The sequence below is a fragment of the Kaistella palustris DSM 21579 genome, assembly GCF_000422265.1.
Taxonomy (GTDB): domain Bacteria; phylum Bacteroidota; class Bacteroidia; order Flavobacteriales; family Weeksellaceae; genus Kaistella; species Kaistella palustris.
Genome location: NZ_AULL01000012.1, coordinates 33,960 through 57,325, shown reverse-complemented (window position 1 = coordinate 57,325; position 23,366 = coordinate 33,960). Strand labels below are relative to the sequence as shown.

General features: G+C 43.0%; 25 protein-coding genes and 2 tRNA genes. 14 read left to right on the top strand and 13 right to left on the bottom strand.

The genetic code is table 11. The features are described from left to right. Nucleotides 1–76: 76 nt before the first annotated feature. Nucleotides 77–1,870 (bottom strand): DUF885 domain-containing protein, encoded by a 1,794-nt coding sequence (locus tag H562_RS0101380; RefSeq protein WP_027375869.1) that lies wholly within the window; start codon nucleotides 1,868–1,870, stop codon nucleotides 77–79. Nucleotides 1,871–2,098: 228 nt separating this feature from the next. Between H562_RS0101380 and H562_RS0101370 the strand changes: the two genes are divergently transcribed. From H562_RS0101370 to H562_RS0101335, 8 genes are all read left to right on the top strand, one after another. Beyond that, a complete protein-coding gene (locus tag H562_RS0101370; RefSeq protein ID WP_027375868.1) occupies nucleotides 2,099–2,557 on the top strand; it encodes a hypothetical protein in 459 nt (152 codons plus the stop codon). Nucleotides 2,558–2,649: 92 nt separating this feature from the next. Continuing rightward, nucleotides 2,650–3,330 carry a MotA/TolQ/ExbB proton channel family protein gene (locus H562_RS0101365; RefSeq protein WP_027375867.1) on the top strand — a complete coding sequence of 227 codons (681 nt, stop codon included), beginning with the start codon at nucleotides 2,650–2,652 and terminating at the stop codon, nucleotides 3,328–3,330. Continuing rightward, nucleotides 3,330–3,734, top strand: coding sequence for an ExbD/TolR family protein (locus H562_RS0101360; RefSeq protein ID WP_027375866.1), 405 nt, complete (start codon nucleotides 3,330–3,332; stop codon nucleotides 3,732–3,734). Before H562_RS0101365 ends, H562_RS0101360 begins: the two co-directional genes overlap by 1 nt. A 30-nt stretch (nucleotides 3,735–3,764) precedes the next feature. Next, on the top strand, nucleotides 3,765–4,643 hold the full coding sequence (locus tag H562_RS0101355) for a hypothetical protein (RefSeq protein WP_034690390.1): 879 nt from the start codon (nucleotides 3,765–3,767) through the stop codon (nucleotides 4,641–4,643). A gap of 48 nt (nucleotides 4,644–4,691) precedes the next feature. Then, a complete protein-coding gene (locus H562_RS0101350; RefSeq protein WP_027375864.1) occupies nucleotides 4,692–5,930 on the top strand; it encodes a bifunctional folylpolyglutamate synthase/dihydrofolate synthase in 1,239 nt (412 codons plus the stop codon). A gap of 53 nt (nucleotides 5,931–5,983) precedes the next feature. Further along, nucleotides 5,984–6,058: transfer RNA gene (locus H562_RS0101345), tRNA-Val, on the top strand. 37 nt (nucleotides 6,059–6,095) lie between these two features. Continuing rightward, nucleotides 6,096–6,170 (top strand) — tRNA-Val (locus H562_RS0101340). A gap of 349 nt (nucleotides 6,171–6,519) precedes the next feature. Then, nucleotides 6,520–8,055: a YifB family Mg chelatase-like AAA ATPase gene (locus H562_RS0101335; protein WP_027375863.1), complete on the top strand. Its 1,536-nt coding sequence runs from the start codon at nucleotides 6,520–6,522 to the stop codon at nucleotides 8,053–8,055. Nucleotides 8,056–8,093: 38 nt separating this feature from the next. On the opposite strand, the gene H562_RS0101330 is transcribed toward H562_RS0101335, so the two are convergent. Beyond that, nucleotides 8,094–9,227 (bottom strand): DUF3078 domain-containing protein, encoded by a 1,134-nt coding sequence (locus H562_RS0101330; protein ID WP_027375862.1) that lies wholly within the window; start codon nucleotides 9,225–9,227, stop codon nucleotides 8,094–8,096. Nucleotides 9,228–9,377: 150 nt separating this feature from the next. On the opposite strand from H562_RS0101330, the gene H562_RS0101325 reads away from it, so the two are divergent. The 3 genes from H562_RS0101325 (at nucleotide 9,378) to gdhA (ending at nucleotide 12,831) form a co-directional block, all read left to right on the top strand. Further along, nucleotides 9,378–10,148, top strand: a complete 771-nt coding sequence (locus H562_RS0101325; protein WP_027375861.1) for a rhomboid family intramembrane serine protease — start codon at nucleotides 9,378–9,380, stop codon at nucleotides 10,146–10,148. 28 nt (nucleotides 10,149–10,176) lie between these two features. After that, nucleotides 10,177–11,286, top strand: coding sequence for a DNA-processing protein DprA (dprA, locus tag H562_RS0101320; RefSeq protein WP_027375860.1), 1,110 nt, complete (start codon nucleotides 10,177–10,179; stop codon nucleotides 11,284–11,286). Between the two features lie 186 nt (nucleotides 11,287–11,472). Continuing rightward, a complete protein-coding gene (gene gdhA / locus H562_RS0101315) occupies nucleotides 11,473–12,831 on the top strand; it encodes an NADP-specific glutamate dehydrogenase (protein ID WP_027375859.1) in 1,359 nt (452 codons plus the stop codon). Between the two features lie 101 nt (nucleotides 12,832–12,932). Here gdhA and H562_RS0101310 read toward each other — a convergent pair whose 3' ends face one another. The 3 genes from H562_RS0101310 to H562_RS0101300 all read right to left on the bottom strand — a co-directional run bounded on the left by H562_RS0101310 (nucleotide 12,933) and on the right by H562_RS0101300 (nucleotide 13,993). Then, nucleotides 12,933–13,214 (bottom strand): hypothetical protein, encoded by a 282-nt coding sequence (locus tag H562_RS0101310; RefSeq protein ID WP_027375858.1) that lies wholly within the window; start codon nucleotides 13,212–13,214, stop codon nucleotides 12,933–12,935. A gap of 108 nt (nucleotides 13,215–13,322) precedes the next feature. Then, nucleotides 13,323–13,757 carry a YkgJ family cysteine cluster protein gene (locus H562_RS14445; RefSeq protein ID WP_156831942.1) on the bottom strand — a complete coding sequence of 145 codons (435 nt, stop codon included), beginning with the start codon at nucleotides 13,755–13,757 and terminating at the stop codon, nucleotides 13,323–13,325. A gap of 53 nt (nucleotides 13,758–13,810) precedes the next feature. Continuing rightward, on the bottom strand, nucleotides 13,811–13,993 hold the full coding sequence (locus tag H562_RS0101300) for a hypothetical protein (RefSeq protein WP_027375857.1): 183 nt from the start codon (nucleotides 13,991–13,993) through the stop codon (nucleotides 13,811–13,813). A gap of 34 nt (nucleotides 13,994–14,027) precedes the next feature. Between H562_RS0101300 and H562_RS0101295 the strand changes: the two genes are divergently transcribed. Beyond that, a complete protein-coding gene (locus tag H562_RS0101295; protein ID WP_027375856.1) occupies nucleotides 14,028–14,411 on the top strand; it encodes a group III truncated hemoglobin in 384 nt (127 codons plus the stop codon). A gap of 66 nt (nucleotides 14,412–14,477) precedes the next feature. Here H562_RS0101295 and H562_RS0101290 read toward each other — a convergent pair whose 3' ends face one another. Genes H562_RS0101290 through H562_RS0101275 form a run of 4 tightly spaced genes read right to left on the bottom strand, consistent with a single transcriptional unit; the run spans nucleotide 14,478 to nucleotide 17,451 of the window. Then, nucleotides 14,478–15,398: a glutaminase gene (locus H562_RS0101290; RefSeq protein ID WP_027375855.1), complete on the bottom strand. Its 921-nt coding sequence runs from the start codon at nucleotides 15,396–15,398 to the stop codon at nucleotides 14,478–14,480. A 50-nt stretch (nucleotides 15,399–15,448) separates the two neighbouring features. Beyond that, a complete protein-coding gene (gene hflX / locus H562_RS0101285) occupies nucleotides 15,449–16,663 on the bottom strand; it encodes a GTPase HflX (protein WP_027375854.1) in 1,215 nt (404 codons plus the stop codon). Nucleotides 16,664–16,694: 31 nt separating this feature from the next. Beyond that, nucleotides 16,695–16,964 carry a SemiSWEET family sugar transporter gene (locus H562_RS0101280; RefSeq protein WP_051190356.1) on the bottom strand — a complete coding sequence of 90 codons (270 nt, stop codon included), beginning with the start codon at nucleotides 16,962–16,964 and terminating at the stop codon, nucleotides 16,695–16,697. Nucleotides 16,965–17,013: 49 nt separating this feature from the next. Further along, nucleotides 17,014–17,451 (bottom strand): META domain-containing protein, encoded by a 438-nt coding sequence (locus H562_RS0101275; RefSeq protein ID WP_156831941.1) that lies wholly within the window; start codon nucleotides 17,449–17,451, stop codon nucleotides 17,014–17,016. A 111-nt stretch (nucleotides 17,452–17,562) separates the two neighbouring features. Between H562_RS0101275 and H562_RS0101270 the strand changes: the two genes are divergently transcribed. Then, nucleotides 17,563–18,084 (top strand): GNAT family N-acetyltransferase, encoded by a 522-nt coding sequence (locus H562_RS0101270; RefSeq protein ID WP_027375851.1) that lies wholly within the window; start codon nucleotides 17,563–17,565, stop codon nucleotides 18,082–18,084. Nucleotides 18,085–18,149: 65 nt separating this feature from the next. Here H562_RS0101270 and hemE read toward each other — a convergent pair whose 3' ends face one another. From hemE to hemA, 4 genes are read right to left on the bottom strand one after another with little or no spacing between them, the layout of a single operon-like run. After that, a complete protein-coding gene (hemE, locus tag H562_RS0101265) occupies nucleotides 18,150–19,178 on the bottom strand; it encodes a uroporphyrinogen decarboxylase (RefSeq protein ID WP_027375850.1) in 1,029 nt (342 codons plus the stop codon). Nucleotides 19,179–19,201: 23 nt separating this feature from the next. Continuing rightward, nucleotides 19,202–19,879: a uroporphyrinogen-III synthase gene (locus H562_RS0101260; protein WP_027375849.1), complete on the bottom strand. Its 678-nt coding sequence runs from the start codon at nucleotides 19,877–19,879 to the stop codon at nucleotides 19,202–19,204. A 30-nt stretch (nucleotides 19,880–19,909) separates the two neighbouring features. Further along, nucleotides 19,910–20,818 (bottom strand): hydroxymethylbilane synthase, encoded by a 909-nt coding sequence (hemC, locus tag H562_RS0101255; protein WP_027375848.1) that lies wholly within the window; start codon nucleotides 20,816–20,818, stop codon nucleotides 19,910–19,912. Then, entirely contained in the window at nucleotides 20,805–22,079 is a 1,275-nt protein-coding gene (gene hemA, locus H562_RS0101250; protein ID WP_027375847.1) for a glutamyl-tRNA reductase, read from the bottom strand. The genes hemC and hemA overlap by 14 nt, the downstream gene beginning before the upstream one ends. A 250-nt stretch (nucleotides 22,080–22,329) precedes the next feature. On the opposite strand from hemA, the gene H562_RS0101245 reads away from it, so the two are divergent. Beyond that, on the top strand, nucleotides 22,330–23,355 hold the full coding sequence (locus H562_RS0101245) for a rod shape-determining protein (RefSeq protein ID WP_027375846.1): 1,026 nt from the start codon (nucleotides 22,330–22,332) through the stop codon (nucleotides 23,353–23,355). The last annotated feature ends 11 nt before the right edge of the window (nucleotides 23,356–23,366 follow it).

Sequence of the window (23,366 nt, the reverse complement as noted above, 5' to 3'; positions counted from 1 at the left end):
GATAATCCTAAAGATTTAAAGCTTTAGCAAAAGTTTACTGCGGTTTTTCAAAAGAGCTGACAAAACCTAATTTCCTTTATTGTTTCTTCGCCCAGTTATCCATCTTTTGCGACAGTACATCGAGCGGCAGGCAACCCTGATTAAGGACTTCATCATGAAATTTCGCCAGACTGAATTTGGAACCGAGCTGTTTTTGGTATTTATCCCGAAGTTCCCGGATCTTAAGTGAGCCAATCTTATAGGAGACTGCCTGTCCCGGCATTGCCATATATCTTTCGATTTCGGCAGTAGCGCCAGCTTCATCATAGGAAATGTTGCTTAGGAAATATTGAATAGCCTCCTCACGTGTCATTTTTCCCGTGTGTATTCCCGTATCTACCACAAGGCGCACCGCACGCAGCATCTGATCACTCAGATATCCCATTTTCTGGTACGGATCTGTGTACAGCCCCAGCTCCGGGCCAAGTGTTTCACAGTAATGTGCCCAACCTTCGCCATAGGCACCGAACCACCCGAAACGCATAAATTTGGGTAACGATGTATTTTCCTGCTGCAAAGAAATCTGATAATGATGTCCCGGAATTGCCTCGTGCAGGAAAAGCGACTCCATGCCGGAAGTCACATTAAATTTCGACGGTTCAGGCAGAGGAATATAAAATATGCCTGGCCTTTTCCCGTCGGGCGTTCCCTGAATATACTCGGCACTTGCGGTCGCTTCCCGAAACTTTTCGGTTTGGCGGATCTCAAAAGGAGTTTTAGGTGTCACCGAAAACATGGTTTCAAGTTTGGGTGTTATCTTGGCGAGTATGTCATTAAAAGCTTTTAAAACCTCTTTACTGGTTTTATATGGCATGGCTTTCGGATCTGCTTTAAGGTGCGTAATGAATTCCTCTAAGGTTCCTTTAAAACCCAGCTGCTGCTTTACCTTTTCCATTTCAGCACGAAGCATGGCCACCTGCTCCAAGCCGGTTTTATTGATTTCCTCGGGTGTTTTTCCGGTAGTAGACCAGCTTTTGGTGTAGTATGCGTAAATCTCGTTGCCGCGCGGTAACGCATTGATTCCATCCGTAGTACGCGCTTTGGGCAAATATTCAGTTTCCAGGAACTGAGCCATCTTCGCATATGCCGGAATGATTTGATTTTTAATCATATCCCTGTACTTCGCTGTGAATCTTTCTTTTTGCGAGGCTGAAAAATTCGCGGGGAAATTCCGTATCGGGCCGTAAAAAATGTTTTTGTTGAAATCCGTGGAGGTGAGTTCTTCCGCTTTCATTTGAGGAATCATTTTCAGAACCAGCTTTTTAGGCAGTACATACTGATTTGCTACTCCCAATCTGAAATTTGCAATTGCAGTATCCATCCACACGGGAAATTTTTCGCATCTCTTCAGCCAGTCTGTATAATCTTTCTCGGTTTTGAAGGGTTGTGTTCCTTCGCCACTTCCCAGCAGCGGAAAATCCAGCGGCAGACCACCAAACTGTGTGAAGGGAATATATTCCGGGTGGTAAGCATATCTTTCGATTTTATCTTTTAAGGTATAATCCAACACGTTATATACGGTTTTCTTATCGTCGCTCAGATTTTTATAATCAACTTTGCCCAACTGTTTTTGCACGGAATTGTAAAAAGTGATTTCTTTGGAAATGAAATCTTTGCTGATGTTTACCGGCAGCTGGTCATTGTACTGTGAATCTCCCTGAGCGGTGGCCTCTAGCGGATAAAACTTTAGATATTGAGCATAATATGCAGCGGCAATCGAATCCAGGTCGGCGGGTGTTTCTTTGGTTAAAGGCGAATCCGATTTTTTGCAGGCCGAAACGGAGGCGATCACAGCCAGGCCGGTAATCACTTTATAAAAGAGGTTTTTCATTTAAATATTTTGAATACGCTAAATTAATTTTTTTTGTTCAAATTATTCGTTTTAACTTTATATGGTAATCAGCAGAAGAACTTTAAACATATTAATGAAGCGAAATCCACAAAACAGTAGTGTTTTTGGGTTAAATAAAAAAGATTTTTACCAACCACACATTTTTTTATCTTTGCTCAATACAGATTTGACCGATAATTTTTTTATAACACAATTTTTTCTTACAAAATGAAAGGGATTTTAAAAATCTACCATCCTGAAGAAACCCTTAAATATCACATCAAAAGCACTTACTGCAAGGCGGTTTACAGCAACAAGCAACATTTTCTGGAAGTGGAGGTCATAACTGATGACTGCCTGGATCATGTTGACGATGATTCCCTGCAATATAATTTCCCGCAACTCTCCCTGGATGTAGTGGAGTTTCCGCTGGAAGATGGCGAGATCGTGAACAGGAAATTCGAGATCGACGAGTCTGAAGAAACGTACACCGAAGTGGATCTTTTTGATGACGAAGATGCCTACCTTTACGACAACACACTCGCTTTTCAGAAAAATGCAGAAGACGAGCTTGAACTCTTCTGGTCCGGCCACATCAATGATTTTTACACAGGCTCCGGGGAACCGATCCCGTTTAAACTGAAATGCCATTTTAAGCCCGATGTGATCGAAGTCGGCGAAGATTAATCCAAATTTTGTCCTAATCCGCGGAAATGCCTTAAAATCTATAATATTAAGGTACTTTTGCCGTTCAACTTTAATACAAAAAAAAGCACTCAATGTTCTTACAAACACCCGTTCCCGCGCTGAACACAACTACAGAAAAGCATATTTTTTCGCTTTGGGATATCCTCTTCAGTGGCGGATTAATTGGAAACGTTATTATGATCGCAATTTTTCTGCTGGGAATCCTGGCGCTTTATATTTTTTTGGAGCGTTTTTTCTTTATTAAAAGGGCATCGAAACAGACACCGAATTTTCTGGAGAATATCAAAGACTTCGTACAGGAAGGGAAAATACAGACCGCGGTAGATTACTGCAAAACTATAGATTCTCCCGAAGCACGCATGATCGAAAAAGGGTTGGCAAGAATCGGAAGACCGATTTCTGATATTTCAAACGCGATGCAAAACCAAGGTCAGCTCGAAGTTTCGAAGCTTGAAAAAAATCTCAACATCCTGGCTTCTGCGTCAGGTGCCGCGCCGATGTTGGGCTTCCTGGGAACTGTGGTCGGAATGATCATGGCCTTTTTCGAGATCTCAAATGTAACCGGCGCTGTAAGCCCAAAACTCCTGGCCTCGGGAATTTACACCGCCATGGCAACTACCGCGGTCGGATTATTCATCGGAATACCTGCTTACTTCTTTTATAATATTCTGGTTACCAATGTGGATCGTTTGGTTTTAAAGATTCAAACCCATGTCAACGAATTTTTAGACGCCCTAAATAAACCACTCTAATGGAACTTAAACGCAGAAACCGAGTCAACGCCGAGTTCAGCATGGCCTCCATGACGGATATTATTTTCCTGCTGCTCATCTTTTTCATGATCACGAGTTCGGCAATTAGCCAAAGTGCTATTGATGTGAAACTCCCCAAAGCAGAGGCTGCCAATCCCAGTGTCCAGGATCCCGCCACAGTCACGATTCAGGAAGATGGCAAATACTTTGTAAACGATAAGGAAATTCCGAAGCAGGACCTGGAAAATTATCTGGTGAATACTTTAAAAGATGATACCAATCCCGCCTTTACGATTCGTGCGGATGAAAACACCAGACACAAGGATGTGGTTTTTGTAATGGGAATTGCCGAAACACATCACTACAATTTAGCTATTGCTACCACACAGACCGACGGAAATTAATTTTTTTATTTTTAAAGATCTTGTATTTAAATGGATTACGCCCTGCGACATAAGAAAAACTCCGAGAACGATAAACGTAAAAGTGCCGTGCTCACTTTGCTGATCTCGCTTCTTGTTTTTCTGGGAATCTTCTATTATAAATTTACCAAGATTACAGAAAAACCCGAAGAACTGACCACAATGCTGATCAACTTCGGCGATCAACAAAATGGCGCGCAGACCGAAGAGCCTGCCAACCAGGAAGGTAGTCTTGCAGCAAATACCGAAACAGAACTCCCGGAAACTGCTGCTGAAAATCTGCCGGAAACAAAACCTGAACCTAAAACTGAAGTGGCAAAACCGGTTGTAAAAGAAAAAATTCTCACAGGTACAAATACCAAGGTTTCTGCTCCGAAGGTGGAGAAGGCCATTAAAACCACCAAGCCAAACGCAAATTCGGCTTCATCGAAAAGTACAACCACAAAAAGCGCACCGGCAAAACCTTCAACAGCAAATGCAAAGACCGGTTCCGGCGACGGGAAGGGAACTGCCGCTATTGGAAATCTCCTGAAAGGTCGCGGCACAAAAACCGGCACGCAGGGAACAGCCGGCACCACAGGAAACGCCGGCGATCCATTGGGCGGCGATGGAAATGGTGACAGCAAGATCGGCATCGACCGTAAGCTTATTGGTTTTATACCGGGAACTATGGGGCGCGGAGGTGCGCAACCCACACACAGCTGCACTGCCAGTGGAACAATTAATATTTCTTATACCGTGGATAAAGCCGGCAACGTAGTGTCAGCCAGGCGCTCTGGTGGCGTTTCAGATCCTTGCGTGGTCACAAATTCGGTTTCCTGGGTAAAAAAATATGTAAAGGCAGAAAAAGCAAATACGTCGTCTACAGGCGTCTACCAAATTACTTTTTAAAAACCTTTTGCATTTCCGCAGGCCGGACTTTATTCACAACTTTACATCATGACAGATCAGGAATATCAGCAGGAAATTGACTGGCTCTTTGTTCAGATACCCAGTTTTCAGAATGAGGGCGAGACAGCCTATAAACCGGGGCTCGAAAATATTAAAAAGCTTTGCACCTTCTTCGGAAATCCGGAACAAAACCTTAAGATGGTTCATATCGGCGGCACCAACGGCAAAGGTTCTACAAGCAGCATGCTTGCCTCCGTACTTCAGGAAGCGGGTTACAGAACAGGCCTGTACACTTCTCCTCACCTTATCGATTTCCGCGAGCGCATCAAAATAAACGGTAAAAAGTGTGACCGTGAATTTGTATACCAGTTTATCCGAAAACTGCAGAATTTACCGTCTCATATTGTGCCCTCTTTTTTTGAATTTACCACCGTAATGGCTTTTGAATACTTCCGGCTGCAAAAAGTAGATATTGCCATTATTGAGGTTGGACTTGGCGGCCGACTGGATTCAACAAACATCATTCAACCGTTAGTCACGGCGATTACAAATGTGGCGCTTGATCACCAGAATATTTTGGGAAATTCGATTCAGGAAATTACTGCTGAAAAAGCCGGAATTATAAAACCCGGAATCCCGGTAATTTGCGGTGACGAGGATCCGACAACCCGTGAAATCATTAGAAAAAAAGCGCAGGATACAGGCGCCGAATTTGTAGATGCAACGCTTATCCGGACGGATTTACGTTCTGATCTGCAGGGAAATTACCAGAGTAAAAACATTAAAGTAGTTCTGGCTTTAATTGCAGAGTTGCGGAAAATTGGTTACGCGATAACGGAATCAGAGGTTGAAAATGGACTTTTGCACGTGCAGGGACATACAGATTTCCTGGGAAGGTGGTATCAGTTTTCCGATGAGCCTTTAGTAATTTGTGATACTGCACATAATCACGCGGGTTTGGAGAAAGTTTTTGCACAGCTAAATTCAATACCAAAATTTAAGCATATTGTCCTGGGTTTTGTAAATGATAAAAGAATTGACGAAGTATTGATGATTTTACCTCTTAATTCTTCCTTCTATTTTGCGAAACCGGGCAATAACCGCGGCCGCCACCCTGCTGAATATGAAGATTTGCTCCAAAAAGCGGAAATTTCTTATAAAATTTTTAATGACGTTGATGCGGCCTATCTTTCTGCGAAACAGCATGTTCAGAAAGATGAAATGATATTTATCGGCGGAAGCAACTTTGTAGTGGGAGAATTTTTAGAAAAAAATTTGGAGAAATAAAAAATACTTGTATATTTGCCGAACCAAAATTTGAGAAATCAAACACGGGAAAAGGGCTCTTAGCTCAGTTGGTTCAGAGCATCTGGTTTACACCCAGAGGGTCGGGGGTTCGAATCCCTCAGGGCCCACAAAAACCTCAGTTTTTTCTGAGGTTTTTTTTATTTCGGGCGGTTAGCTCAGTTGGTTTAGAGCGTTGCGTTGACATCGCAGAGGTCGCTGGTTCGAACCCAGTACCACCCACAAAACTTCTCAGGAAACTGCGGAGTTTTTATTTTTATTGAAAGGTTTAGAGTCCCGAAGCTTCGGGATTGACATCGAAGAGGTCGCTGGTTGGAACCCAGTACCTCCCGCAAAATTTCTTAGGAAACTGCGGAGTTTTTATTTTTTATTTTAAGGTTGAGAGTCCCGAAACTTCGGGATTGACATCGCAGAGGTCGCTGGTTCGAACCCCGTACCACCCATTGAACTCCTCAGGAAACTGCGGAGTTTTTTTATTCCGGTAAACACCGCGCTTAAATAGATCGCCGTATTTTATTTTCTTTCTGCAGATTACAATTATTTTACTAATTTTAGTATCTAAACACAAATCATGCTGGTAAAAGTTTATGGAAGTGCCATTTACGGTGTTTCCGCCCAAACGATTACGATTGAAGTCAATGTCGACACTTCCGGCGTGGGCTATCATTTGGTGGGACTTCCCGACAATGCCATCAAAGAAAGCAGTTACCGCATTTCTGCCGCACTGAAAAATGTTGGATTTAAAATCCCGGGCAAAAAAATCACCATCAACATGGCGCCTGCTGATCTTCGAAAAGAAGGTTCAGCCTACGATCTCAGTATTGCAATCGGAATTCTGGCCGCTTCGGACCAAATCGCGGCCGAGAATATTGGTGAATATATCATCATGGGAGAGCTTTCCCTCGACGGCGGCCTTCTGCCCATCAAAGGAGTTCTGCCCATCGCCATCAAAGCGCGGGAGGAAGGTTTTAAAGGCATTATTCTGCCAAAACAAAATATCCGCGAAGCTGCGATTGTGGATCAGCTCGAGGTTTACGGCATTGAAAACATTAAAGAAGTCATTGATTTCTTTAATGAAAATATCCCGCTGGAGCGGACAACGATCGACACGAGAAAAGAGTTCCAGGATAAGATCAATTACTTTCCTTTCGATTTTTCGGAAGTTAAAGGTCAGGAAACCGCCAAGCGTGCAATGGAAGTTGCGGCTGCAGGCGGACACAACATTATACTTATCGGACCGCCGGGCAGCGGTAAAACAATGCTTGCAAAAAGAGTTCCCAGCATTTTGCCGCCTTTAACATTAAAGGAAGCTTTAGAGACTACAAAAATTCATTCTGTTGCAGGAAAGATCGGTACGGAAACCTCGTTGATGACCGTGCGCCCTTTCCGCAGTCCGCATCACACAATTTCCGATGTGGCTTTAGTAGGCGGCGGCAGCTATCCGCAACCGGGCGAAATTTCCTTAGCGCATAACGGTGTACTTTTTCTGGATGAAATGCCAGAATTTAAACGGACAGTGCTCGAAGTGATGCGCCAGCCGCTCGAAGACCGCGAAGTCACCATTTCCAGAGCGAAATTTACTGTCAATTACCCCGCAAGTTTTATGCTTGTGGCGAGTATGAATCCCAGTCCGAGCGGATTTTTTCCGGACGATCCCAATAATACCTCCTCGCAGTTTGAGATGCAGCGTTATATGAATAAACTTTCAGGACCACTGCTCGATCGCATCGATATTCATATCGAAGTGCAAAAAGTGGAATTTGAGCAGTTAGCGGACAAAAGAAAAGGCGAACAAAGCGATACCATACGGCAAAGAGTGCTGAGTGCAAGAGAAATTCAAACCAAAAGATACACCAACTCGGACATACACTACAATGCGCAAATGGGTCCGAAAGAAATCGAGAAACATTGTGAACTTGATGATGCCTCCCAAAACCTCATTCGGATTGCGATGGAAAAACTGAACCTTTCGGCGCGGGCTTACGACAGGATTTTAAAAGTCGCCAGAACCATTGCCGATCTGGAACTTACCGAAAACCTTAATGCAAGTCATATTTCTGAAGCAATTCAGTACCGCAGCCTCGACCGCGAATTTTGGAACGTGTAGAATTTGAAAAATTCTGCAGAAATTCTTTAAGAAAAAAATTACTCAATCTTTGGATTCAGGCGGTCGATAACGAAAGGTTTGATGACTTTTTTATCTTTTTCTTTGAACTCATAGCCCAGATTATACGAAAATCCTACGCCGAGCGTTTGCTTCATCTGAAGTTTCTGGATCTGATCATGGTCATAAAGAAGATCCAGGCTAACCACTGTAGAAATAAATTTGTTGAAACGGATATTCAGAGTCCCGTTATAAGCGATATCAACCCGTTCCGGATGAAAGACGTAGTTGCTGAAAAAATTAATCTGGTTCACAAAATCGATATCCTTATAAATCTTGATGCGGTAAAGTACATTGACAAGCGCACCAATTTCCGCCCGCACACTTTGTCCGTCTTTTTCCAAACCATATCTTCCCGCTTTCTGCAGGTCGGGATCAAGGACAAATGTAAACTTTCCGTTAATCGGTCGGAAAATGACCTGAAAATTTTCGTTGGGGTTGTAAGAAATACCAAAACCTGCATTTAAATAACCGGGCGACATAAAGGCTGAGATCCGGTCGCTGTAATCGGGATCTGGAGTTTCGGCATAATTGTAACCTGCTGAAAACTGCGACAGAAACTGAAATCCCGTTGAGAGATAAAAATTCTTACCAATATCGTACCCATAATTGCTCATCAGGTTGATATAATCTTCGGTTTTCCGAGCAGACTCGCCTTCAGACGCCACGAAGCCATAGCCAACTTTCAGGTTGTTATCCAGAAAATGCTTGTCCTTTTTATAGCTTAAGTTATACCGCACTTTTCCGATGATCCCAATATTATTATTACCGCCGGAATTCCAGTTGGAAAATGATGACTGGTTAAAAACAACATTACCCTGGCCGTAATGGAACCAGCGGATCGGATCTTTCATGCGGAGCATGTTATAGGGCGTGACGGGAATTTCATCGGTAAGATTCGCTATTACGACCTTATCACGAATCACGATGGTATCCTTAAAATGCCGGTCAAAATTTACAAACTTTGGATTTGCAAGGCTGTCCAGATCAAGCGCTGCAGAGTCCCACCGTTTTTGGGCAATGGAATCGATCTCCTTCAGGCGGTCTTTGGCATTTTGGGAAAAGAGCATTGATGAAATTAACAGAAAAGCGAAAACTAAAATTACATTTCTCATACGTTGCAAATTTAGGGCAAAGAAACAAAAGGCTAAAACTTGAAGTTGGCGATTTTATTACTTTTTGTCTCAATAATTTGAGTTTTTTAAAAGATATAGCCATATTTACTCAATAATTATTTTGGTCGCAATTTTGTCAAAAAAGTATTTATGCTAAAAGAGACCCTCAACTACAAGGCGGTAATGTATGCAGCCCTGATGGTTGCGGCCATGTGGCTGGGTTTCCTGCTTCAGCATCTCAATCTTTTCGACGGTTGCAGCGGTGCCATCATTCCGCTGAATCCTGCGGGGTTGAAAGGTATATTCTTCTCGCCTTTTCTGCATGGCAATCTGGAGCACATCTTTGGCAATTCGGTACCGATTTTCGTACTGATGTTTTTGCTGTTTCAGTTCTATCCGTTTATTGCTGAAAAAGTTTTCTTTCTGGGCTGGTTTGTTACCGCCTTCCTGGTGTGGCTTTTGCCGCCTATTGATATTTTTACCGGTGCCTATAATACAGTGTGTATCATTGGTGCCAGTGGCATTGTTTACGCGCTGGCATTCTTTCTGTTTTTCAGTGGCATTTTCCGTTGGAATATGAAATTGCTTACAGTTTCTATGGTTGTTGCGCTATACTATGGCAGTCTGGTCTGGGGCGTAATGCCCGAGGAACTTTTTTCACACTTACAAGAACCCAGCAAAATATCCTGGCAGTCTCACCTTTCCGGGGCAGTAGTAGGAATTATAATGGCGTTCATATTCCGCAAAAGTGGCGAAAAAAACATTCGTTTTATCTGGCAGTATCCAAATTATTACAGTGAGAAAGACGATAAACTTTGGCAACAGTACAAAGAAAACCATCCCGACGATTTTCTGGAACTCCCTTACAAAGAGAAAGATGACATCTGGGATCATTTAGATGAAATCCGGAAAAACGGATAAATTTCGATAACTTTGGAAAAATCATGTCATGTTCTGCGAAGAAACCTTCTACGCTGTTGCACTCCGGCACTGCCCGCTGATCGGCGATATCGTCTTTCGGAAACTTGTCGCTGAGGCAGGCTCTGCCAAAGAAGTCTGGGAACTTTCCAAATCGGGGCTTAAAAACATTTACGGTATCGGAAAAAAGATATCAGCTGAAATTGGCAACTCCGAGCATTTAAAATTTGCAGAAAAAGAACTGGCTTTCTGCGAAAAAAACCACATCAAAATTAACCTGAGACATCTGGGTGAGCTCCCTGCCCTACTCAACGAATGTGACGATGCTCCCGCAATTCTGTACCAGAAGGGAAATTATAATCATGACCTGAAACCTTTAAGTATAGTCGGTACGCGCAATATCACGTCCTACGGCAAGCACTTTATTCAGGATTTTCTGGAGCAGGCACAAAACAGAAATATTCTTACTGCCAGCGGTCTTGCGTTGGGTGTAGATACAGAAGTCCATCAGCTCTCACTTGAAAACAATATTCCTACGCTTGCTGTTCTGGCACACGGTTTCCACACACTTTATCCGTCGAAGAACCGGAAACTGTCCGAAAAAATTCTGCAGGAGAACGGTGTGCTTTTTTCGGAGTTTAATTCCAGCCAAAAACCCGACCGCGAAAATTTCATTCAAAGGAACAGAGTAATCGCAGGCCTCTCACCGGCTACAATTGTAGTAGAAACTGCTTTTGGCGGCGGCTCGGTAAGCACGGCCACTTTCGCCGCAAATTACAACCGCGATGTGTATGCACTGCCTGGTAAGATTAACGATAAATACAGCCAGGGTTGCAATCACCTGATTTCCCAGAACAAAGCCGGCATCATTTCAACAGTAGCCGGATTGCTGAGTCAGCTGAATCTCCACGATCTTTCGGAAAGTGTTGGGAATCTGTTTCCTACCTCCGAGATAAAAATTGTACTCAGCGAAAGTCAGGAAAATATTCTACAAACGCTGGATAAAATAAAACCTGTCTCACTGGACGAGATTTCGGAGCGTTTGGGTGTAGCTACGTACAGGATTTTGCCGGATTTATTGCAGATGGAAATTTCGGGAGTGATCAAGGCGCTTTCAGGGAGACAGTATATGGTTGTGTAGCCCAATTGCTTTTTATAAAAATTTAGTGATTTGCAATTAACATTTCATTATCATCAGAAAAGGCGTGTAAATTATCATTTTAATAAAAATAATGTAGAAATTTATTAATATTTTCTCAAATCACAAAATTTTACTTGCAAGAGTTGAAAAAACAATTAAATTTGTTAACAATAATAATTAACCTTTATGGAACACTATAATGTAGAGCAAAAAATTCAGGAATTTATTGCCAAAATCGAAGCTAAAAATCCAAACGAGCCGGAGTTTCTTCAGGCTGTAAAGGAAGTTGCAGTTACTGTAATCCCATTTATTTCGACGAGGCCGCAGTACAACGGTATGAAGCTTCTGGAAAGGATGGCAGAGCCCGAAAGAACTATTATTTTCCGTGTGCCATGGGTTGATGACAATAATGAAATTCAGGTAAACCGCGGTTTCCGAATTCAGATGAATTCCGCGATCGGACCTTACAAAGGCGGTATCCGTTTTCACCCGACGGTAAATCTGTCGGTGCTGAAATTTCTTGCATTCGAACAGACATTTAAAAATTCACTGACAACGCTGCCAATGGGCGGCGGAAAAGGCGGTGCAGATTTTGACCCACAAGGTAAATCTGATATGGAGATCATGCGCTTCTGCCAGGCTTTCATGTCGGAGCTTTGCAAATATATCGGTCCTGAAACCGACGTGCCAGCCGGTGACATCGGTGTGGGAGCGAGAGAAATCGGTTATCTTTTCGGTCAGTATAAAAAAATACGCAACGAATTTACCGGTGTTCTTACTGGCAAAGGTTTGGCTTACGGTGGTTCACTTATCCGGCCCGAAGCTACAGGATACGGCGTTGTATATTTTGCAGAACAAATGCTGAAAACCATTAATGAAGATTTTAAAGGTAAAACGGTTTGCGTTTCCGGTTTTGGAAATGTGGCCTGGGGCGTGGTGAAAAAAGTGGAGGAACTCGGCGGAAAAGTACTTACAATCTCCGGTCCCGATGGCTATATCTACGACAAAGACGGAATTACCGGTGAAAAAGTAGATTATATGCTCGAACTTCGTTCCTCCGGAAACAACAGAGCGGAAGATTTTCTTAAAAAGTTCCCGAATGTGGAGTTCCACGCGGGCAAGAGACCTTGGGAAGTCAAGTGTGATGTGGCCATTCCTGCGGCAACACAGAATGAACTCGATCTTGATGACGCAAAAAAACTGGTGGCGAACGGCGTTGTCTGCGTAACGGAAGCTGCAAATATGCCATCGAGTCTGGAGGCGATCAATTATTTCCTCGACAACAAGGTACTGTTCTCGCCAGGGAAAGCGTCCAACGCAGGTGGCGTTGCTACATCCGGTCTGGAAATGACGCAAAACTCCATTCGCCTAAACTGGTCATCGGAAGAAGTTGATGCACGCTTAAAAGAAATTATGATCGGTATTCACAAAGCCTGCAGAGATTACGGCACGGAAGAAGACGGTTATGTAAATTATGTAAAAGGTGCAAATATCGCCGGTTTTGTAAAAGTGGCAGAAGCTATGCTGGCGCAGGGCGTTGTATAAAACTTTAACAGATAATAAACAGACACCGTAAACCGGTGTTACAATTTAAAACAAAATTCCCGCCTGGCAGCGGGAATTTTTCAGTTTGGGTTGGTCCGGAATTAATCTTCCAGCTTGGCCGGTTCCATTTTTTTCTCAGCCTTCGCTTTTCTTTTCATTTCAGCAGGTGCTTCCTTTTTGGCGGTGGTTTCCTCAGCCTGCAATACATCGGCTTTGGTTTCCATTTTTGCCTCTTCTGTAGCCGGAGCCACAACGTTGGTATCCGCTTTTAATTCAGCAACTGCTGATTCCGACTGTACTTTTTTTGCAGAGTCTGTAGTTTGCGCGTTTGCAAGTGTTACACTTCCAGCTGCTAAAACCAGGGCGATTGATAACTTTTTCATAATGCTTATTTTAAATTTTATTTCCCCAATAACGGCGGGAAATAAAGCGAAGTATTTCCAGAAGCTAACTTTAACTTTAATTACCAGATTTTATGAGCTTTTGGGATTTTATTTCCTGTCGATACGCTGCTGAATCCTTTCTACGAACTCGAAAGCTGCGGGGCAGACCAGCGTATTCTGTATGGTAAGGTGATTGATCTGATAGATCTTTTTGCGGTCGGTGTGCGGAAATTCCCGGCAGGCTTTAGGCCGCACTTCGTATATGGAACAGGTATTATCCGGATTCAGAAACCAGCACGGTAAATTCTGCAGCACTTTGTCGTGATCTTCATCTACCCGTAAAAATTTCTTCTCAAAATCTGCGGGTTTCATTTTTAAATGCTTCGCAATCCTCTCAATATCCTTTTCGGTAAAAAGCGGTCCTGTGGTTTTGCAGCAGTTCGCACATTTCAGACAGTCGATTTCACTGAAAACCTCGTCGTGGGTTTCCTGCACGATATAGTCGAGATTTTTGGGCGGCTTTTTCCGGAGATTGTCGAGAATCTTTTAGTGTTCTTTCTGGCGTTTTAGGGCCTGACTCTTGTAGAAGTCCAAATTCATACTGCAAAAGTAAGGGTAATTTCGGTCTGATCACAAAAGTTCGGATTTGCGGAAACTGCGGCCGCGATAGAAGCGGTTACCCCGGAACTGCGCGGCGCAACGCAGTGGAGCCGCGCAGTGAGGAGTATGAGCGGATAGCGCGAATTGTCCGCCCAAAAAACTTTGCTGACCCAGGTCATAAGCGATATCTTATAAATGTAGTAATTTTGAACTATGAAAAAGTTGGAAACAAGAGCTGATATTGAATTGATGGTAAACAGATTCTACGATAAAGTAGGCAGCGACGACACGATTGGTTTCTTTTTTAATGACGTTGCAAAGGTGGACTGGAGTAAACACCTGCCGAAAATGTATTCTTTCTGGGAAACGCTTCTTTTCGGGCAGATTTCGTATAAAGGCAATCCGATGGCGGTGCATTTCCCCATAAATTCCGAAGTCGCTATGGAAAAGCGGCATTTCGCACACTGGGTGAAACTGTGGACGCAGACGATTGAAGAAAATTTCAGTGGCGAGATGGCAGAAATGGCGATCTACAAAGCCACGAATATTGCAAACCTGATGGGTTACAAAATGGAAACGGCGCGCAAACTTACATAAGTTGGCGAAAGCCTTCCTTTCAGAGCAAAATGACCTAAAATTTCTTCCGGCGCAAATCTGAAGAGGTTAAAAGATAGATTCGGCGGTCTGGGTGGTAAATTCCTCCAGAAACTTCATGCCGCGGTAGGAATTCCCTTTTTCATTCAGCTTTGGGCTCCAGACCGCAATACAGTAGTGCTCCGGATAAAGTGCGATGATGCCGCCACCGACACCGCTTTTACCCGGCAAGCCAACCAAAAATGAAAACTCTCCGGATTCATCGTAAAAACCACATGTCAGCAGAATGGCATTGATTCTTTTTGCTTTACTGATGGAAATCACATGAGTTTCGCTCCCCGGAATTCTGCCGCCATTCGCAAGGTAAAGAAAGCTTTTGCTGAGTTGCCGACAGCTGAGTTCAATGGAACAGAGATGACAGTAAAGGTCAATCACGGCATCGGGCTGGCTTTTAATGTTACCAAAGGATTTCATGTAATTCGTCATTGCAGCGTTTCGGTAACTGTTCTGCATTTCACTGGCGGCCACTTTTTCATTGAAGAAAACCGAATCTTCGCCGGCAACGGCGCAAATGAACGCCAGCATTTCTTGTTTCGGATCTTTACAAATTTCCAAAAGAATATCGCAGATCACCAGCGCACCGGCATTGATGAAGGGATTTCGCGGAATTCCATGGTCCGCCTCCAACTGAACCAAGGAGTTAAATGCGGTGCCGGAAGGTTCTACGTCAACACGTTGCCACAATTCTTCTCCGAGTTTCTCGTATACAAAAGAAAGCGCAAAAACTTTGGAAATACTTTGGACTGAAAATTTTTCACTGCAGTCGCCGGCTCCATAGCTGAATCCTGACAGGTCGGTAAAGGACACGCCAAATTTATTTTCGCCGATGCAGGCGAGCTCAGGAATATAATCGGGAACTTTACCGCAATTTTCGCGGGTAAGAATATCCGCGTAAACACGCGAAATGATCTGGCTGTAATCTTTTTTCACAATGAAATTTCGGGAATAAAACGCAGGATTAAATAACGTTTAAAAGGAGATTAAGCTTCCTCTTCTTCATCATGATACTCGAAGAGGAAATCATTATATGGGAAACGCGAAATATGAATTTTTAAAACTTCGTCATAGATCATTTTCTTCATCTCGGGGAAATTCTCTTTGTTTAATGCAGAAATAAAAACAGTCGGATATTTTGATTTGGACATCCATGTTTTTTTCCATTCTTCCAGGGAAATATTTTTGCGCGTTTCCGGCGTCAGATCATCTTCATCCTTTTTCTCGTAGGCAAAGGCATCGATTTTATTAAAAACCATGATCATAGGTTTTTGGTGGGCATCGATCTCCATCAACGTCTGATTTACAGAATTAATGTGGTCTTCGAAACTTTCATGCGAAATATCTACCACGTGAATGAGCAGATCAGCTTCGCGGACCTCATCCAGGGTAGACTTGAAGCTTTCTACCAGCTGTGTGGGCAATTTCCGGATAAAACCTACCGTATCAGTGAGCAGGAAAGGTAAATTCCCAATGACTACTTTTCGCACGGTGGTATCCAGGGTTGCGAACAGTTTATTTTCAGCAAAGACCTCTGATTTTGAAATGGCATTCATCAAAGTGGATTTTCCAACATTGGTGTAACCCACCAGCGCTACGCGCACCATTTTGCCACGGTTCTGCCGCTGTGTCGACATTTGCTTGTCGATGATTTTCAGTTTATCCTTCAGTAAAGTGATCCGGTCGCGAATGATCCTTCTGTCGGTTTCAATTTCCGTTTCACCGGGACCGCGCATTCCAATTCCACCTTTCTGTCTCTCGAGGTGCGTCCACATACGGGTTAATCTCGGCAGGAGATATTGATACTGAGCCAGTTCAACCTGAGTCCTCGCATAAGAAGTCTGGGCGCGCTGTGCGAAAATATCCAGGATCAGGTTGGTGCGGTCCAGGATTTTCACGTCCATTTCTTTCTCCAGGTTTTTCAGTTGCGACGGCGAAAGTTCATCATCGAAAATGACGGTCCCAATATTATTTTCTTTGATGTATTCTTTAATTTCCTGTGCCTTTCCGCTGCCGATAAAGGTTTTGGGATCAGGTTGCGTAAGACGCTGTGTAAATCTTTTATCTACGCTTGCACCGGCAGTGAAGGCGAGAAATTCGAGTTCGTCGAAATATTCGGTGAGCTTTTCCTCACTTTGGTTTTGGGTGATAAGGCCGACTAAAACGGCTTTTTCGTATTGATGGTCTTTTTTTTCGAGCATATAATAATTTTCTTTGCCTTGAGCAGCAAAATTAGTTTTTTTCTTCGGTATAGTTCAGTTTTAACGCGAGCAGAATAGCCGTTGCAGCCACAGCAATTCCGTTGGTAACGATCATTGAAATATGACTTTTCTCCAGGCCGAACCACAGCCACAGACCGCTGCTCACAATTCCTATGATACATGTCAGCAGCGAAATCTCTTCGGCAGATTTTTCTTTCAGTATCTTGATGATCTGCGGAATAAAAAGTGCCGAGGATAAACCTCCCGCCACAAAACCGATGATTTCGGGATTTATATTCATAGATGATTTTTAAATATAAGCAATTTGTTTATTTTAAAAAAGCAGGAATCTAATCCCAGTCTTCTGCAACAAATTTCATCGTGTTACCGGCACCATCTGATAAAATCAGGTCATGACCTTTAACTTCGTATGAAGTCATGCGCGGCAGCGCTTTGCCAAAAGCAGCTTCCAAGTCCATATTTCGGTCGCAATACATCATTGTACTTCCTACCTGAGAAAATTTTACAGTTTGGTCAGTATCAAAAGTCGCCTCGAAAAACATACTGTTGCAGCCCATGTGCGCACTGTACCTTCCCGGTGTATTTTCAATTGGCGATAAATTGATGTGTGCTTTGGCAGCGGTCATTTCTTCTTTGGTAAAATTCTGAAATTCCACCAGCATCCATTTACGCTGAATATTTTGGGGTGTTGAAGCACTCTGTGTAGTACAGTTTGTCAGAAATAAAAGCGCGACAATTCCAATTAAGCTTAAAAGTAATTTGTTCATCAGTAAAATTTCCGAAGGATGAAACCATTTCTGTGCCGTGATTTTAATTAATTTTGATAAGTTTATAGACACACTTGCGACAAAACCGACAGGAAAACTTTAAAACAAAAAATGGAAAGAGGACAAACGATAGAAACCGAAAGACTTAGGCTGAAACCGGTTTCCATTTCAGATGCCGATGCGATTTTAGCTTTATATAATACGCCCAAGTTTCTCCTGTATGTAGGCGACCGCAAGATCCGAAGTTTAACAGATGCTGAAAAGTATATCACCGAAAAATTTGCGCCGCAGCGGAAAAATCCAGGCTGCGGAAATTATGTGGTGCAGTTAAAGGAAGACGGCAGCAAAATCGGCGTTGTCGGAATTTATGCGCGGGAAGGGCTGGATGTTTCAGACATCGGTTTTAGTTTTCTGCCGGACTCTGAGGGTAAAGGTTACGGCTATGAAGCGGCTTCAGCATTAATGGCGAAAGCTTTCGCTGAGTTTGGGATTTCAAAAATTGCAGCGATCACGGTAAAGGAAAATGAGGCCTCTCAAAAACTGATCACCAAACTGGGCCTAACATTTTTGAAAACCATAAGACTTCCAGGTGATGATGTAGACCTTCTTTACTATGAGAAGGAAAAACTTTAAAAAAAAAGAACGCATCCTGCAACACGTTCTTTTGTTTTTCACTAAAAATCTTTAGTAATAATGTTTTAATTCGGTTTCCAGTCGACCACTGCGCGAATAAATGCTTCGGCGTTTTCCAGCGGGATATTCGGTAAAATCCCGTGTCCAAGATTCACAATGTAACGGTCTTTCCCAAATCTGCTGATCATTTCGTGCACCATTTTCCGAATGGTTTCGGGCGATGAATGAAGGCGTGCCGGATCGAAATTCCCCTGCAGTGTCATCGTATGGTTTGTAAGTGACCGCGCATATTCGGGGCGAATCGTCCAGTCCAGACCAAGAGCCGAAACTTTCGACAAAGTCATTTCCTCGAGCGCAAACCAGCAGCCTTTACCAAAAGCAATTACGTGAGTCAGCGGACTCAGCGCCTCCACGATCTGGTTGATATAGCGCCAGGAGTAAACCTGGTAATCTTCCGGCGAAAGCATACCTCCCCAGGAATCAAAAACCTGTACGGCAGAAACGCCTTTTTCTACTTTTCTTTTTAGGTATGCAATCGTTGTATCTGTAATTTTCTGCAGCAGTTCATGAGCTGCTTCAGGATGCTGGAAACAGAACGCCTTTGCAATATCAAAAGTTTTGGAACCCCCCCCTTCAATACAGTAGCAGAGTATTGTCCAGGGCGAACCGGCAAAACCGATAAGCGGAATATCATTATCGAGCTTTTGCAGTGTAAGTTCAATGGCGTCGAAAACATAACCTAAAGTATCATCTACATCAGGAACTATAATGTTTTTGACCTGTTCCGGCGTACGGATCGGTGTTTCCAACCACGGCCCTGTTCCTTCCACCATTTGAAAATCCATTCCCATGGCTTGTGGAACCACCAGAATATCGGAAAAAAGTATGGCCGCATCCAGCGGGTATCTACGGATTGGCATCATGGTAATCTCTGAGGCGAGTTCCGGTGTTCGGCATCTGGTGAAAAAGTCGTATTTATCGCGCAATTCCCGGAATTCGGGTAAGAATCTGCCCGCTTGCCGCATCATCCAGACCGGTGGTCTTTCTACAGTTTCTCCTCTTAAAGCTTTTAAATACAAATCGTTTTTAATCATAATTTTAAAATTGTGCGCAGCTGTTATATTTCACGCTGCGCATAAATTAGTTTCAGCAAATCATCAAGATTGCTTTCTTTACTGGTAATAACCGGGTTTTTAGTATATTTTTTTATTTCTGTACTGGTGGTTTCGCCAATGGAAAAAATAAGTTCGCTGCCAAATGAATTGTGCTTTGCAAAACTACGCACGCCGCTTGGACTGAAAAAACTTAAGGCTGCGTAGTTTTCAGTAAACCTGGGATATAAAAGATCGGTTTCGTAAACAACCACTTTGCGGTAAGAAATATTCTGGAGTGGCAATGACTTCTTCAAGACCTCAAGCGCAAGGTCACCGCAGAAGTGAATGAATTTTTCGCTGCTGCTGTTTTCAATAATGAATTCCGACAGCTCTTTTGCATTCCGCGTTACTTTGAAAGTGCCAAAACCCGCTTCGCGCAAAGCTCTTTTGGTTTTGGAGCCAACGGCATATATTTTATTGTAGTTTTTTTCGGTAAAATTTTCACTCGGTTTAAACCCATTGGCGAAGAAACTCTCTACAGCATTTACACTGCTGAATATCAGCGAATAATCTTTAAGATCGAAAGGCGACACAGTAAGTTTTCTGGTATGAATCACTTCCTGAAAATCACAACAAAAATGATCTCCCAACTTCCGGGAAACCAATTTTGCATCTAAGATTTTTGTAAAAAGGATTTTCATTATAAATAATCTTCAGCCCGAAGATCTTATTTAAAGCGAGGTTTTAATTTCTGCCATCAAAGCGGCCCCGCCGTTCTCCAGAACCTGCAGACCGATCTGCCGGCCAAAATTCTCGTTTTCATTCCAATCGAAAATCTCATCAACTTCAATGCAGTTTTTACCGTCCAGCGAACAAATGCGACCTGTAAAGCGCACTTTATCCTCGTCAATCTCTGCAAACGCACCTATTGGCGCCGTGCAGCCACCTTCGAGCGTGTTGAGAAAATTTCGTTCTATGTCTACACAGATTTGGGTCTCTTTATCATTAATATCAGAAAAAATAGCGTGAAGTTCCAGATCCTCTGCGCGTCCGCTGATTGCTACAACGCCCTGTCCAGGCGCAGGAATCATCATCGGAAGCAACTCATAATCAACATCTAAACTCATTCTGGCAATTGCGGCTAAGGAGAACATTGTGGCATCGTAGCCATTTTCTTCAAGTTTGTTGAGGCGCGTCTGTACATTTCCCCGGATGTCCGAAAACTGCGTGTCGGGAAAAGCATTAAGCCAGAAAGCGCGGCGGCGGAGGCTGCTTGTGGCAACCTTCAGATCCTTGAGCTCAAGCGTCATGGAATCTTTCCTGCGAACCAGCACATCCTGCGGATAATCGCGTTTTAACACGGCGATAATTTTCAGATTTTGTGGAAGTTCGGTCGGTATATCTTTAAGTGAATGAACGGCAATGTCCACTTCCTTATTTAGAAGTGCAATATCGAGATCTTTGGTAAAAATACCTGTAATTCCCAGTGAATATAAGGGTTGTGTAAGGTTTTTGTCGCCTGAGGAAACGATCGGAATGATCTCGGTTTTATAATTTCTGTTCTGAAGGTTGCGCGCCACTTCCCGCGCCTGCCATAATGCAAGCGGCGAATTCCGCGTGCCTATTTTAATGCTTCTCATTGAATTCTTTGTTTGGCTGCTCTACTAAAATTTCGTGCATTAATTTCGTCACTTCCTCTGCCTTCCAGGGATTATCGATGATGTATTTTGCGAAACGGTTTGTAATTTTCTGAATCATTTTATCAGAAAGCTGCATATCGTGTACGGCTACATACTGATGTTTCTTATGGATGTTGTGCATTTCGTTACGCTCCATTTTCTTCAGCACCGCTTTGAAGTGATGAATGTTGGGTGCCAGTTTTCTTTTCTTTTCCCATTCCATAAAATCACGCGTCATTTCACGGATGATTTCTTCTGCCTTTGGGACTTCCTTCTGGCGCTGAAGCATGGTTTCGGAAATATGATTGGAAAGTTGGTCCACATCTACCAACTGCACATTATTGTTTTCGGTGATGCTTTTCTCCACATTATTGGGAATCGAAAGATCGATTACAAGCGTTTCCTTACCGTTTGGGAAATGTGTTTTATTAATGATGGGATGCTGCGCACCCGTGGCGACAATCAGGATATCGGTTTTGCTCAGTTCCTCCTGAAGCTGATCGAACTCAATATGTGGGATCTTGTATTTCTCGGCAATTTTTTCGGCTTTATCTAAACTGCGGTTGGCAATTTTCACCCGCGGCTGATGCACGTGCTTAACCAAATTCTCCACCGTATTCTGGCCGATTTCTCCTACGCCCAGCAGTAAAATGTTTTTCTGAGAAAGCTGCGGCTGATTTTTTAAAATATAATGAACGGCTGCATAAGATACGGACGCGGCACCATTGGAAATGCCGGTTTCATTTTTAATCCTTTTAGAAATCTGAATGGCAGAGTTTATTGCCCGTTCCAGATAAGGGTTTGCATTTTCCTTTTCTTTTTTGAAGCGGTAATACGCGTTTTTGATCTGGCCGACAATTTCGAAATCACCGATAATCTGACTTTCTAAACCTGCCGCAACGCGAAACAGATGGTTTACCGCATCTTCCCTGGTCAGGATGTTGGCATACTGCATGAACTCGGTAAGGCTCACGCCAATTGTTTTGCAGTATAATTCAGATATCAGAAGGTAATTTGGAGTAGTCGTATAAATCTCAGTGCGGTTGCAAGTAGACACTACGAATGCGTCACCAAGGTTCTGCTCATGGATCACCTGCACAAATTTCTTGATGTTCTCTTCAAAAAAAGAAAATTTCCCCCTTGTCCCGGCATCGGCTTTTTCAAACGAGACGCTGAGCACAGCAAAATTGGCAGTTTTATGAATATTTGAATCCTGAATCATAAGCAACCGCAAATTTAAGATTTTTTAATTGAATGCGGAAGTGATATCAATATGAAGATAATCACTAAATTATTGGCGCGGAAGAAGTTGTAAATACGATTTTTAGGTGCACGCGAAATATTTCAACCATTAAAAAGTTATATGGTAAACGGGCAAATTTTTAATAAAACTTTAACCAAAATTAGAGTAAAGTAATTTTTAGAACGGTTCTAAATTTATATCTTTGCTTACTTTAAAATTTACGAAAAATATGGGGTTATTTGATATGTTCACACAGGATATTGCAATTGATTTGGGGACAGCGAACACACTGATTATACACAACAACAAAATTGTAATCGACCAGCCATCCATAGTGGCAATTGAGCGGTCCAGCGGAAAACCCATTGCCGTAGGAGAGAAAGCAAAACACATGCAGGGAAAGACGCATGAAGATATAAAAACGATCCGACCGCTGAAAGATGGTGTGATCGCCGACTTTCACGCTTCCGAACATATGATCAAGGAATTCATCAAGCAGATTCCGGGCATTAAAGGAAAACTTTTTCAGCCGACTTTAAAAATTGTAATTTGTATACCTTCCGGCATTACCGAAGTTGAGAAGCGCGCGGTTCGTGATTCCGCTCAAAAAGTAAATGCCAAGGAAGTCCGCCTGATTTACGAACCAATGGCTGCGGCAATTGGTGTGGGAATCGATGTACAGAAACCTGAAGGTAACATGATCATCGATATAGGCGGTGGTACCACCGAAATCGCTGTTGTAGCCCTAGGCGGAATCGTTTGCGACAAATCTGTAAAAATTGCAGGCGACGTTTTCACTAATGATATTGCTTATTACCTGAGAACGCACCATAACTTATATATCGGTGAAAGAACTGCTGAACGTGTAAAAATTGAAGTTGGTTCCGCGATTGAAGAACTCGATGTGGAAATCGAAGATATCCCGGTTCAGGGCCGTGACCTAATCACAGGAAAACCGAAAGAGATCATGGTGAATTATAAAGAAATCGCCAGAGCGCTGGACAAGTCGATCATCAGGATTGAAGATGCGGTGATGGAAACCCTTTCGCTGACACCGCCGGAACTTGCCGCTGATATCTATAAAACAGGAATTTACCTTGCCGGCGGCGGTGCACTGCTAAGAGGTCTTGCCGACAGACTGCACAAAAAAACCGGACTGCCGGTATTCGTGGCCGAAGATCCGTTAAGAGCCGTAGTTCGCGGCACCGGTATCGCACTTAAAAACATGGACAAATTTAATTTCCTGATTAAATAATTATAACTTTT